Origin of the sequence: Flavobacterium sp. 9 (genome assembly GCF_002754195.1) — a bacterium.
Taxonomy (GTDB): domain Bacteria; phylum Bacteroidota; class Bacteroidia; order Flavobacteriales; family Flavobacteriaceae; genus Flavobacterium.
Genome location: NZ_PEEU01000001.1, coordinates 4,517,657 through 4,530,603, shown reverse-complemented (window position 1 = coordinate 4,530,603; position 12,947 = coordinate 4,517,657). Strand labels below are relative to the sequence as shown.

Sequence of the window (12,947 nt, the reverse complement as noted above, 5' to 3'; positions counted from 1 at the left end):
TATGACGACATTAGAAGAAAGAATTACAAAATCTGAAACACATATATTCAAAGCTGTTTTTCCGAGTACAACGAACCATTATGACACTTTATTTGGAGGAACTGCACTTCATTTGATGGATGAAGTCGCTTTTATTTGTGCGACCAGATTCAGCAGAAAAAAAGTAGTGACGATTTCGACCGGTCAAATTGATTTTAAAAAAGCAATTCCAGCAGGAACTTTAATCGAATTAGTAGCAAAAGTTGTCACGGTAGGAAGAACAAGTTGCAAAATTCATGTTGATATTTTCATGGAACAAATGTATTCGGAGCTTCGTGAGACTGTAGTTTCAGGAACTTTTTCGTTTGTTGCAGTAGACGAAAACAAGAAACCAACCCCGATTTTAGACTAATTACATTATTTAACAATAAAATATTGTTTTAGTAAATACTGATAATTAGACACTTAAAAATTATCTTAAAAAAATCGCTGAAAAAGTTTTTATAATCGGAAAAGCGCACTATATTTGCACTCGCAATCACGAAATGATCGCGACATACTGGAGAAATGGCAGAGCGGTCGAATGCGGCAGTCTTGAAAACTGTTGACTGTAACAGGTCCGGGGGTTCGAATCCCTCTTTCTCCGCCAGTATTTAAACCCTCAACATTGTTGAGGGTTTTTTGTTTTTATTATATAATTTTCTTTGTAAATAGTTCGAAAAAAATTTTCAGAATCGAAAAATCCCCTTATATTTGCACTCGCAATCACAAAACGATTGCAACATACTGGAGAAATGGCAGAGCGGTCGAATGCGGCAGTCTTGAAAACTGTTGACTGTAACAGGTCCGGGGGTTCGAATCCCTCTTTCTCCGCCAGTAGAAGTTTCTCAAAAGAAACTTTAAAAATCAAAAGCCTTTAAACTTAATGTTTAAAGGCTTTTTTGTTTTTGATCTACTTTTCAAAAGCATTTACCTGATTATAGAATGATTGCACTTATATCCAACAAAAAGAGAGGCTGCTTCATAATTATGAAGCAGCCTCTTATATTTTGTAAAGACCCCTTAATTTAATTTTTAGTATAAATAATTAAGAGCTGTAATATCGTTAGAATTGAATGCTCCAGTTTCATTTGAACCGAAACATGCTCTCATATACGAAGTCGCATCATATCCAGAAGGTGTTCCCGGGATTTGAATTGCTCCAACACCAGCTGTTCCTTCATTTGAATTCTGTCCACAACTTTGACGGCTGAACCAATCTGTATGACGTAAACCAATACAGTGACCAATTTCGTGTGCAGAAACGTGTGCATTTACACCTGTTGAATAAGTATCTAATCCAGAATATAAAGTAACTGAATTATAAGGTGCTCCTCCTGAAGGGAAACCTGCTACTCCACCAGCAGATCCCGTTTGTCTCCGGACAACAATATTTGCACCTGAAGTACTTGAACTAAAGGTTAGCGTGAAGTTAATAGACAATCCTAGATTATTGTATCTATTTATAGCCGCTTGTAATCCAGCACGCATATTTGTACTTAACGCTGTTGTTCCAGTTCCTGTTAATCCAACAACTTTAATAGTTCTTGGAGCAGATACTAAATTAGTAGTACGGTATTGCTCTGTAGTAATACCTCCATGAAGATCCATTTTACTTAATTGATCCTGAGTAACGATAATATCTCCTTCTACAAGGAATGCGTCCTCAATGGTACCGTCTAACTTAGTGTTTTTAATCACTTGAACATCTGTAGCATTTAATGAAAGTGCTCTAAGCTTATTTAACACTTCTGGAGTTACTTTAAGAGATGCTTGGTTTGATTGATCTGCCTGATCTTCTTTGTTACAGGACAAAATCGTTAGCGCTATAAATGATAGAGCTAAAATTGATTTAATTTTTTTCATAAATAATAAATAGGTTATTTGGGTTTTTAAAATAAGTTGGTAAATAGGGGGTCTTCACAAAATATTGTAATATTTGTCATCAAATTTATATAATTTTTAATCTTAAAATACTTATAAATTAACTATTTAACAATTTTAACAATTTTTGTTAAATAATTTTATGTAACTTTTTTGGTAATAATTGTTTGATTATTACGGAAAGCCCAGCAAAACCAATAACTCAATACAAATCAATTTGTTACATTAAATAATATCGTTTATAAATTTTATCTAATGCAGGATGTGTTAAAAAATGATTTTGCGATTTTAGAGACTATTTAAAACACAAAAAGGGCTATAAAAAAAGAATATTACGATACAGATTTTGCAGATTGCGTAGAAAATAAAAAATCATAAAATTTTTACAAATATTTTAATAAATTTGATTTACCTACAACGCATAAATATTTAAATTGAAATCATTAAATACAATTTCATCTTTGTTTTATCTCAATTGCGACGTAAAAAAGAGCTGCAATAGTCAATTCAAGTACGATTAATAAGAATGTTTACAATTGCCCTAACATCTACAGTAAATGAAGAAACAAATTACTTTTCTCTTTTTTATCATAACGACAATCTGTTTCTCACAGAGTTCTGATCAATGGAAACAATACGTCAAGAAAGAAAACGGAAGAAAATTGGAGAAATACTATCTTACCTCTTTAGAAAATGCACATCAAAACAAATTCAAGATTGTAAAAAAATTAGATGGTATTTTCTGTATTGTTGAAAATGAAAGTTTGAAATCTAATCAGTTTCTAAAAAAAACTCTCCCTGTTAATAGCTTATGGAAATTACCTTCCAATTTTTCAAATCATAAGGAAAATAAGCAGTATATAATTGCAACTGATAGTGTCACAGCGTTAATTATTGACTTGAAATCAAGGAACATTTCTGATATTAAAATACTGGATAACCATCTTGTAATGATAAAAAGTGATTCTAAAAAAATTATGGAGGAGATTATATCTTTAAGCAGCGTATCTTCTGTTTCGCAGGAAGCACTGCTCCCCAAAAGTGAATCTAAAATAATAGACCAAAATTTTACTATCAATTCTATAAATAAAGCCAATACTAATTTTCCTCTTTTAACAGGTGAAAATCAAATTGTAGCTATCAAGGATGATTTTTTTGATGTAAATGATATTGATCTCTTAAATAAAAACATTCCTTCTTCGACACAATCTACAATTGTATCGAGCCATGCAACTGCAATGGCAACTATAGTTTCGGGATTAGGAAATAGTTCTGCATTAGGAAAAGGAGTCGCTCAAAAAGCTAAGATACTATCGTCTGACTTTTTGAATATTTATCCTGATGAAGTAACGACTTTACAAGGCGCCACCACTCAAAATCATTCCTACGGAACAGAGATTGAGAATTTTTATGGCTCGCTTGCTAATGCTTATGATTCTCAATTATTCTCAAATACTGATTTGACACATTGCTTTTCCTCTGGCAATACAGGACTTCAGGGTTATAAATCTATTACCGGTAATTTTAAGCAATCCAAAAATAGTATCGTATTAGGTTGTATTGACCAAAACGAAGTAATTATGCCGTTTTCTTCGAAAGGTCCGGCTTATGACGGCCGGATAAAACCCGAATTAGTGGCCTTTAGCACACAAGGAACTTCAAATTCTACAGCAGTAGCTACAGGAATTATTACGCTTATGAAACAACATTATAAGTCTACAAATAATATCTCTCTAACTAATGCACTCACAAAAGCAATTTTAATTAATAGTGCCAAAGATTTAGGTAATCCAGGTCCTGATTTTACTTATGGTTATGGTAATATCAATGCTGATAAATGTTTGAAAACGATCAACGAAAATAGAATTATATCGGGTAATTTGACATCTGATCAAATAAACTCACATACTATTACCGTTCCGGAAAATGCAAAAAACTTAAAAATTACATTAGTCTGGAACGATTTACCCGCTGCAATCAACAGTAACATAAGTTTGGTAAACGATTTAGACATCGAAGTTATTTCGGCTGACAACACCACTTTCTTACCATGGATTCTTAATCCCGATGTACCTGATCAACAAGCCGTAAGAGGAAAAGATAAAATTAATACTGTAGAGCAAGTCACTATCGAAAATCCCTCATCTGGATCTTATACTATCAATGTTAGTGGTTCATATATCTCGAATGCGTCACAGGAATACAGTATAGCTTATGAATATGAATTGAAAAATCAATTTGAATGGAATTACCCTGTTATTAATGATAATTTCCCTTATGATGGTAAAACTATTTCTCCTTTCAAATGGGATTCTTCATTTTCTGGTATCTCCGGACAATTATCTATCAGTTATAATAATGGACAGACTTGGGAAATTATCACAAATAATATAAATCTGGATAGCGAACAATTTACTTATACGCCAACAGAACAAAAATTTTCGAAAGCAAAATTAAAAATGACTATTAATAGTATTGATTATATCTCTGACAGCTTCACTGTTTCTTATGATTTGAATATCAATACCAGTTTAGTTTGTGATGGCACAACCGAAATTAATTGGGACAAACCTTCTGATGTTTCTTCCTTTAATATTTATCAACTTACGGGAGATCGTTTAGAATTTAAAGAACAAACAACAAACGCGACTTATACCTATAATGATGGAAAAATCTACACTGTTATTCCTGTATTTGACAATAGCGAAGGCATAAAAAGTGAATCAACATTACAATATGCTCTAAACTCAAATTGCTATTTTGAGTTAACTTTGGCAGAAATTTTTGAGGAAAACAAAGTAAAGATTGATGCCAGTCTTTTCAGCTTGTACAATATCAAAAAAATTGAGTTAGTGAAAATAATTAATAACATCGAAAGTATTATTAGCACAATCAATACTATCAATTCAAAAACATTTTCTTTTCTAGATCCTACTCCGATAAAGGGCAGCAATAAATATAAAATAAATCTAATTTTAGAAAACAATAATATAGTAAGTTCTCTAATTCTTGACGCTAATTATTTAGCCAATGATTTGTTTTTTGTCCACCCCACAATATTGAGTAAAAATGGAGAATTAAACATTGAAGCCAAAAAAGAGGAAAATGCTATTTTCTATTTGTACAATATTAATGGACAAAATACTATTACTTCCCCCCTACTTTCTAAAACCAATAACATCAATCTAAAAAACACTGCCTCGGGAATTTATATCTATAAAATAATTACAAAATTAGGAGAAACACAAACAGGGAAAATTGTAGTTTTTTAAACTATTATCACGAAAAGCCACATAAATAACAGATTAAGGTTTTTGTGATTTATTAAACCCTCTGCAAGAAAACAAATAAGCATTCCTCCTATTTAGCTAAAATTCTCAAAATCTAAATAGAAAAATCCTCCACACAATAACCTCAACCGAGCTAAGAAAAAAAGCTTCGTTCGTTACAAATACTTACTTATAAAAGAAATTCGTATTTTTAATCTGAAAAGAAATTCCAAACCAATTATCAAACTCTAAAAATATGCGTGCTATTCTCTTCTTAAGTGTAATTCTACTTGCTGTTTCTTGTAAAAATGAAACGAAATCAAAATCTCTTCAGGATTATTTTTCTTATAATCAAAATAACGAAGTAGAATCGGCTGGTGTAAAAATGATTCCTATTAAAACACCTGTCGGGGAATTTAAAGTGTGGACAAAACGATTTGGAAGTAATCCAAAAATAAAAATACTATTGCTGCATGGCGGACCAGCAATGACGCATGAATATATGGAATGTTTTGAAACCTTTTTTCAACGTGAAGGTTACGAATTTTACGAATATGACCAACTGGGATCTTATTACAGCGATCAGCCAAAAGACAGTACATTATGGACAACGGAACGTTTTGTTGAAGAAGTTGAACAAGTTCGTAAAGCTATTGGAGCAGATAAAGACAATTTTTATGTTTTAGGAAATTCCTGGGGCGGAATACTTGCAATGGAATATGCCTTAAAATATCAGCAAAATTTAAAAGGTTTATTGGTTGCAAATATGGTTGCCAGTGCGCCGGAATATGGAAAATACGCAGATGAAGTACTAGCAAAACAAATGAAACCGGAAATTCTAGCCGAAATCAGAGCATTAGAAGCTAAAAAAGATTTTAGTAATCCTCGTTATATGGAGTTATTGATTCCTAATTTCTACAAAAAACATTTGTGCCGATTAAATGAATGGCCAGATGGATTAAACCGTGCCAGCAAACATATCAATGGAGAAATCTATACTTTAATGCAAGGACCAAGTGAATTTGGAATTAGCGGTCGTTTAGCTAAATGGGATATTAAAAACCGTTTACACGAACTTAAAATTCCAACCTTAATGATTGGAGCCAAATACGATACGATGGATCCAAAAGCGATGGAAGAACAAAGCAAATTGGTTCAAAAAGGAAGATATTTATTTTGTCCAAATGGAAGCCATTTAGCAATGTGGGACGATCAAAAGGTTTTTATGAATGGTGTAATTCAATTTGTAAATGATGTAGATTCCGAAAAGTTTTAAAATCAAGTTTAAAATCATTTTGGCTAGTCCGGAATAGTATTTAATAAAACACCTGTAAAAAGTTTTTTGCAGGTGTTTTTTTTAGTTTTCATTTTTTTCATTCCTCTCGTTTCTGCTCTATTATAATCTGACTCGTCTTATTTCAATTTGAAAGATCAACTTCACAATGTCGTAGAAATACAGAATTACTTCCTCATAATTAAATTAAAATTCAATATAAGTTGTGAAGAATAAAGTCATGAAATCTATTAAAGGATTATTAAAACAATGTTGCAAGTTATAATTTGCAACCATTTACTACTTACAATTTTAAAGGTCAGTTCTTTTTTTTCCTAATTTTAAAACTCCCTTAAGCAAATAATCACAATCTCTTCAAGTGTTCACTGAGTAAATTTCATTTATCGGTTAACATTAGTATTCATCATATATATTATTCAGTTCTTTTTCAACTATAAAAATATAATCATGAAAATTAATTCTTTACTCTTGAGAATAGTGTTTTTGCTATTTATTAATGTGCTTTTTACTAACTCAATTCAGGCTCAGGAAAAATCATCTGATCAAAATTGGCCAGATAGAACTGTTCTTCCTATAGAACCTTATCAAAAAGTTGGTAAAGTTGCTCCTACTATAAAAGATTCTGATCCTATAGAATGGCCTAAAGAAATTAGCGCACCAGAAGGAGCTCCCAACGTATTTGGACTTGCAACAAAAAGTCGGACAAATTTTCTAAGACCTATGCTACACTTTCTATTTTATAAAATTCTAGTTCCATTTCTTTAGGTGTTTTATATCCCAAAGAAGAATGCAGACGTTTTCTATTATACCATACTTCTATATATTCAAAGACTGCTAATTTAGCTTCTTCAATGGTTGTGAATTTATGCTGATAGATAAGTTCTGCTTTAAGGGTCTTGAAAAAACTTTCAGCTACAGCATTATCCCAACAATTAGCTTTTCTACTCATACTTTGAGTGATTAAAGTATTTTTATTAATCAATTTTCTGAATTCTATCGAAGCATATTGTATTCCTCTATCTGAATGAAAAAGTAAAGATTCTGTTATTTCTCTTTTTGATACTGCCATTTTCCAAGCTGGAATAATCGTTTGATCGGTATACATTCGTGTGCTTAATGACCATCCTATAACCTGCCTGTCATATAAATCAATAATAGTAGTAAGATATAACCAGCCGGCAGCTGTTCTTATATAGGTTATATCAGACACCCAAACCTCATTAAGTGATTTTGGTGTAAAATTTCTATTGAGATGATTACTGCACACTGGATATCGATGATTAGAATCTGTGGTTACTTTAAAGCGTCTTTTAAGTTTACTTCTCCAGCCATTAAGAAGCATCAATTTAGCAACTTTCCTTTTGGATATTTTATATCCTTTTCTTTTTAGCTGTTCCGCTATTCTGGGACTTCCGTAAGTTTGACTGCTTAGATCAAAAACTTCTTTTATTAAATCTGTAAATAGACTATTTTCTATAAATCTATTAGAAGGACCGCCACTGAACCATCTATAATAACTACTTCGGCTTACTTTTAAAACGCTGCACATCTTTTCAATAGGATATAAATGTTTATAGCTGACTATAAATTGGTAGATTTCCCATCGCTCTTGGAAAAGATGTGAACGGCCTTTTTTAATATCTCAAGCTCTAATTCTTTTTCTTTAAGGGCTTTTCGTAATTGTTTTACTTCTAAAGAATCTATCTCTGTCTTTTTAGAAATAATTGGTTGTAGATTAGTAAATGTTTTTTGAGAAGACCTCCATTTATAAATACGCTCTACCTGGACGCCTAGTTCATCTGCTAATTCTTTGATGTTTTCTCGCTCGTAACTTAATCGTACTGCTGATGATTTAAACTCAGCACTGTAAACTCGTTTTTTCATAATTCTAAGATATTTATTTTTATTTAAACAGTCTTAAAATTTATGTCCCAGTAAATGTAGCAACTCCACCGATTAAACGACGGCATTTTCGATTCACCAAATAATCTTGGTGCACCATTAAATAGCAACAGAGATGATTTTGGTTATATAGTAAACGAAGATACCAACAAAGGTTTTGTTTGCTCGAACAGAAAGACAGGAAAGGGTGACGACGATATTTATTCTTTCGAAAGAAGTTGTACACAAGCTATCGAAGGTTATGTTTTTGATGCTATATCTAACAATAAAATTGCCGGTGCAATTGTAACCCTCAAAAATAATGAAAATCAAAAAGTCGACGAAATTGTTTCTAAAATAGATGGAAAATTTGAATTCGGGGAAAATATTAATTGTAATACACCTTATACAATTGAAGCAGCAAAAGATAATTTTACAACAAGCACCAAAGCTATTATTACTCCAGAAAATTCTGGAATAACCCAAGTTCCTATTGGTCTTGATCCTTCTCTTATAGAAAGAAAAGATGGTTTGTTGAAAATAAAAATTGGAATCATTTTCTTTGATCTGGATAAATCAGTAATTCGGTATGACGCTGCAATAGAATTAAATAAAGTTGTTTTATTAATGAGTCAATATCCAAGTGTAGTTATTAAAATTGAATCTCACACGGATTCAAGAGCCAAGGATCAATACAATCTTGAACTTTCTGACCGAAGAGCCAAAGCAACAAGAGATTATATTATCTCACAAGGAATTGCTCCGGAAAGAATCGAAAGTGCTATTGGTTATGGAGAAACGCAACTTATAAATAACTGTTCAAACGGAGTTCCTTGCACCGAAGCACAGCATCAAATGAACAGACGAAGCGAATTTATTATTACTAAGATGTAACCAAGGTTTAATGCCGTTCTCTAATGAAATAATCTTTTTTTTATCTGTAATTAGTGTTTTATTACAGAAAAATAAGATCTATAAAGCTATTTCCTTATAAAAGGAGCTAATTTAAGAGTAAGAGCAACTCAAAAAAGCTTAAAACCAGACTTTATTTCATAAAAAAAAACTCCAACTAGCATTTGCCAATTGAAGTTTTAGTACTCAGAGCGGGACTTGAACCCGCACGAACATTGCTGTTCACTGGATTTTAAGTCCAGCGTGTCTACCAATTTCACCATCCGAGCATTAGTAGTGGTACCTCCAGGGATCGAACCAGGGACACATGGATTTTCAGTCCATTGCTCTACCATCTGAGCTAAGGTACCATATAATTCACATAAATACGCGAATTAAGAATAAAAAACCCTATCTATTGGATAGGGTTTTCTAAAGAAAGGCGACGACATACTCTCCCACATAACTGCAGTACCATCTGCGCAGGCGGGCTTAACTACTCTGTTCGGGATGGGAAGAGGTGAGCCCCGCCGCAATAACCACCTTAAGGTCGTTAGTTGCTTTAGGCAACTTTTTAATTGTTAATTGTCAATTATAAATTGTTAATTATCAATTAAAGAATATCTTAACATACTGAGATAAAGAAACATAAAAGTATTTAGAAAGTTTCTCCCCGCACCTTGCAGTGCGGGAAAAGGGTGTACATAAGCTTACGGATTATTAGTACTACTCGACTATGACATTACTGCCTTTACATCTATAGCCTATCAACGTGGTCATCTTCCACGATCCTTAAAAGAAATCTCATCTTGTGGTGGGTTTCGCGCTTATATGCTTTCAGCGCTTATCCCTTCCAAACGTAGCTACTCTGCGGTGCCCCTGGCGGGACAACAGATACACTAGAGGTTTGTCCAATTCGGTCCTCTCGTACTAGAATCAGATCCACTCAAATTTCTAACGCCCACAGTAGATAGAGACCGAACTGTCTCACGACGTTCTGAACCCAGCTCGCGTGCCACTTTAATGGGCGAACAGCCCAACCCTTGGGACCTTCTCCAGCCCCAGGATGTGACGAGCCGACATCGAGGTGCCAAACCCCCCCGTCGATATGAGCTCTTGGGGGAGATCAGCCTGTTATCCCCGGCGTACCTTTTATCCTTTGAGCGATGGCCCTTCCATGCGGAACCACCGGATCACTATGCTCTACTTTCGTACCTGATCGACCTGTATGTCTCTCAGTCAAGCTCCCTTATGCCATTGCACTCTACGCACGGTTACCAAGCGTACTGAGGGAACCTTTAGAAGCCTCCGTTACTCTTTTGGAGGCGACCACCCCAGTCAAACTACCCACCAAGCAATGTCCCCCACAATATGGGGTTAGGCCTCAGATAAACAAAGGGTTGTATTTCAACAATGACTCCACAACGCCTGGCGACGCCACTTCACAGTCTCCAACCTATCCTACACATCATTTATCCAAGGTCAATACTAAGCTATAGTAAAGGTGCACAGGGTCTTTTCGTCCCACTGCGGGTAAACGGCATCTTCACCGTTACTACAATTTCACCGAGCTCATGGCTGAGACAGTGTCCAGATCGTTACACCATTCGTGCAGGTCGGAACTTACCCGACAAGGAATTTCGCTACCTTAGGACCGTTATAGTTACGGCCGCCGTTTACTGGGGCTTCAATTCAATGCTTCTCCGAAGATAACATCTCCTCTTAACCTTCCAGCACCGGGCAGGTGTCAGGCCCTATACTTCATCTTACGATTTTGCAGAGCCCTGTGTTTTTGATAAACAGTCGCCTGGACCTCTTCACTGCGGCCAGCTTGCGCTGGCGACCTTTCTCCCGAAGTTACAGGTCTATTTTGCCTAATTCCTTAGCCATGAATCTCTCGAGCACCTTAGGATTCTCTCCTCAACTACCTGTGTCGGTTTACGGTACTGGTACTAATTACCTGAAGTTTAGAGGTTTTTCTTGGAAGCCCTTAGGCGCACTATCTCTTTGTCCGAAGACTCCGAGTACTATCGTATTTCCCCAAGATCTGTGGATTTGCCTGCAGATCTTATAGGTAGGTACTTCAACGAACTATTCCGTCAGTTCGCGGCGCTTTCATCACTCCGTCACCCCATCACAGTAATTAGTAGTACGGGAATATTAACCCGTTAGCCATCGACTGTCCCTTTCGGGTTCGCCTTAGGACCAGACTAACCCACAGCTGATTAGCATAGCTGTGGAAACCTTAGTTTTTCGGTGTGCGGGTTTCTCGCCCGCATTATCGTTACTTATGCCTACATTTTCTTTTCTAACCAGTCCAGCATACCTTACGATACACCTTCAACCCTGTTAGAATGCTCCCCTACCACTTACAGTAAACTGTAAATCCATAGCTTCGGTAATACGCTTATGCCCGATTATTATCCATGCTCGTCCGCTCGACTAGTGAGCTGTTACGCACTCTTTAAATGAATGGCTGCTTCCAAGCCAACATCCTAGCTGTCTGGGCAGACAAACCTCGTTCTTTCAACTTAGCGTATATTTGGGGACCTTAGCTGATGGTCTGGGTTCTTTCCCTCTCGGACTTGGACCTTAGCACCCAAGCCCTCACTGTTATGAAACATTATATAGCATTCGGAGTTTGTCAGGAATTGGTAGGCGGTGAAGCCCCCGCATCCAATCAGTAGCTCTACCTCTATATAACTTTATGCATAACGCTGCACCTAAATGCATTTCGGGGAGTACGAGCTATTTCCGAGTTTGATTGGCCTTTCACCCCTACCCACAGGTCATCCGAAGACTTTTCAACGTCAACCGGTTCGGTCCTCCACTGTGTGTTACCACAGCTTCAACCTGCCCATGGGTAGATCACACGGTTTCGCGTCTAACACTACTGACTAAAGCGCCCTATTCAGACTCGCTTTCGCTACGGATCCGTGGCTTAACCACTTAACCTTGCCAGCAACGTTAACTCGTAGGCTCATTATGCAAAAGGCACGCCGTCACCCCACGAAAGGGCTCCGACCGCTTGTAAGCGTATGGTTTCAGGATCTATTTCACTCCGTTATTCACGGTTCTTTTCACCTTTCCCTCACGGTACTGGTTCACTATCGGTCTCTCAGGAGTATTTAGCCTTAGCGGATGGTCCCGCCAAATTCAGACAGGGTTTCACGTGCCCCGCCCTACTCAGGATACCACTATCTATTATACTTGTTACCCATACGGGACTATCACCCTCTATGGTGTCACTTTCCAGTAACTTCCGGTTCCTTGTACATAAAATGTCGTGGTCCTACAACCCCAACAATGCCGTAACATCATTGGTTTGGGCTAATCCGCGTTCGCTCGCCACTACTTACGGAATCACTTTTGTTTTCTTCTCCTCCGCCTACTTAGATGTTTCAGTTCAGCGGGTTTGCCCACCTATCGGTGTACTATGTCTTCAACATAGTGGGTTGCCCCATTCAGGTATCTACGGATCAATCGGTGTGTGCCCGTCCCCGTAGCTTTTCGCAGCTTATCACGCCTTTCATCGCCTCTGAGAGCCTAGGCATCCCCCATACGCCCTTATTTTGCTTATTGTACCAATCATAAAATTAATTATGACCGTTTTTTTTTGCTTTTTACAATAAATTGTAAAAAACGCTTTCTACTTTTTATTATTTTCTTATCTCAATATGTCAATGAACTTTTATTTACTATCTTCACAG

General features: G+C 35.9%; 8 protein-coding genes, 4 tRNA genes, 2 rRNA genes and 1 pseudogene. 8 read left to right on the top strand and 7 right to left on the bottom strand.

Going from position 1 to position 12,947, the window contains the following annotated elements; genetic code table 11:
* Position 1 precedes the first annotated feature (1 nt).
* From CLU81_RS18795 to CLU81_RS18785, 3 genes are all read left to right on the top strand, one after another.
* Positions 2-391 carry an acyl-CoA thioesterase gene (locus CLU81_RS18795; RefSeq protein WP_099711190.1) on the top strand — a complete coding sequence of 130 codons (390 nt, stop codon included), beginning with the start codon at positions 2-4 and terminating at the stop codon, positions 389-391.
* A gap of 149 nt (positions 392-540) precedes the next feature.
* A tRNA-Ser gene (locus CLU81_RS18790) sits at positions 541-628 on the top strand.
* Between the two features lie 139 nt (positions 629-767).
* Positions 768-855, top strand: a tRNA-Ser gene (locus CLU81_RS18785).
* A 198-nt stretch (positions 856-1,053) separates the two neighbouring features.
* Here the strand turns inward: CLU81_RS18785 and CLU81_RS18780 are convergent.
* The gene (locus CLU81_RS18780) at positions 1,054-1,884 is read right to left on the bottom strand and encodes a M57 family metalloprotease (protein WP_099711189.1); all 831 of its coding nucleotides are present in this window, start codon (positions 1,882-1,884) and stop codon (positions 1,054-1,056) included.
* Positions 1,885-2,459: 575 nt separating this feature from the next.
* Between CLU81_RS18780 and CLU81_RS18775 the strand changes: the two genes are divergently transcribed.
* From CLU81_RS18775 to CLU81_RS18765, 3 genes are all read left to right on the top strand, one after another.
* Positions 2,460-5,174 (top strand): S8 family serine peptidase, encoded by a 2,715-nt coding sequence (locus tag CLU81_RS18775; RefSeq protein ID WP_099711188.1) that lies wholly within the window; start codon positions 2,460-2,462, stop codon positions 5,172-5,174.
* A gap of 253 nt (positions 5,175-5,427) precedes the next feature.
* Positions 5,428-6,447 (top strand): proline-specific peptidase family protein, encoded by a 1,020-nt coding sequence (locus tag CLU81_RS18770; protein ID WP_099711187.1) that lies wholly within the window; start codon positions 5,428-5,430, stop codon positions 6,445-6,447.
* Positions 6,448-6,912: 465 nt separating this feature from the next.
* Positions 6,913-7,230 carry a hypothetical protein gene (locus CLU81_RS18765; RefSeq protein ID WP_099711186.1) on the top strand — a complete coding sequence of 106 codons (318 nt, stop codon included), beginning with the start codon at positions 6,913-6,915 and terminating at the stop codon, positions 7,228-7,230.
* Here the strand turns inward: CLU81_RS18765 and CLU81_RS18760 are convergent.
* A complete protein-coding gene (locus CLU81_RS18760) occupies positions 7,184-8,050 on the bottom strand; it encodes an IS3 family transposase (RefSeq protein WP_233209776.1) in 867 nt (288 codons plus the stop codon). The two genes, CLU81_RS18765 and CLU81_RS18760, sit on opposite strands and share 47 nt — an antisense overlap.
* On the bottom strand, positions 8,047-8,349 hold the full coding sequence (locus tag CLU81_RS18755; RefSeq protein ID WP_099707978.1) for a transposase: 303 nt from the start codon (positions 8,347-8,349) through the stop codon (positions 8,047-8,049). Before CLU81_RS18755 ends, CLU81_RS18760 begins: the two co-directional genes overlap by 4 nt.
* Before the next feature lie 84 nt (positions 8,350-8,433).
* On the opposite strand from CLU81_RS18755, the pseudogene CLU81_RS27320 reads away from it, so the two are divergent.
* A pseudogene (locus CLU81_RS27320) lies at positions 8,434-8,823 on the top strand (carboxypeptidase-like regulatory domain-containing protein); the annotation flags it as partial.
* Between the two features lie 57 nt (positions 8,824-8,880).
* Positions 8,881-9,240: an OmpA family protein gene (locus CLU81_RS27155; RefSeq protein WP_233209733.1), complete on the top strand. Its 360-nt coding sequence runs from the start codon at positions 8,881-8,883 to the stop codon at positions 9,238-9,240.
* A 201-nt stretch (positions 9,241-9,441) separates the two neighbouring features.
* Here the strand turns inward: CLU81_RS27155 and CLU81_RS18745 are convergent.
* The 4 genes from CLU81_RS18745 to CLU81_RS18730 all read right to left on the bottom strand — a co-directional run bounded on the left by CLU81_RS18745 (position 9,442) and on the right by CLU81_RS18730 (position 12,819).
* Positions 9,442-9,527: transfer RNA gene (locus CLU81_RS18745), tRNA-Leu, on the bottom strand.
* An 8-nt stretch (positions 9,528-9,535) separates the two neighbouring features.
* Positions 9,536-9,608, bottom strand: a tRNA-Phe gene (locus CLU81_RS18740).
* Between the two features lie 66 nt (positions 9,609-9,674).
* A 5S ribosomal RNA gene (gene rrf, locus CLU81_RS18735) occupies positions 9,675-9,784 on the bottom strand.
* A gap of 153 nt (positions 9,785-9,937) precedes the next feature.
* Positions 9,938-12,819 (bottom strand): 23S ribosomal RNA (locus tag CLU81_RS18730).
* Between the last annotated feature and the right edge of the window lie 128 nt (positions 12,820-12,947).

Coding starts and splice junctions, on each gene's coding strand:
- CLU81_RS18755 (WP_099707978.1), bottom strand. CDS start 8,349: ATGAAAAAACGAGTTTACAGTGCTGAGTTTAAATCATCAGCAGTACGA.
- CLU81_RS18780 (WP_099711189.1), bottom strand. CDS start 1,884: ATGAAAAAAATTAAATCAATTTTAGCTCTATCATTTATAGCGCTAACG.
- CLU81_RS18765 (WP_099711186.1), top strand. CDS start 6,913: ATGAAAATTAATTCTTTACTCTTGAGAATAGTGTTTTTGCTATTTATT.
- CLU81_RS18770 (WP_099711187.1), top strand. CDS start 5,428: ATGCGTGCTATTCTCTTCTTAAGTGTAATTCTACTTGCTGTTTCTTGT.
- CLU81_RS18795 (WP_099711190.1), top strand. CDS start 2: ATGACGACATTAGAAGAAAGAATTACAAAATCTGAAACACATATATTC.
- CLU81_RS18775 (WP_099711188.1), top strand. CDS start 2,460: ATGAAGAAACAAATTACTTTTCTCTTTTTTATCATAACGACAATCTGT.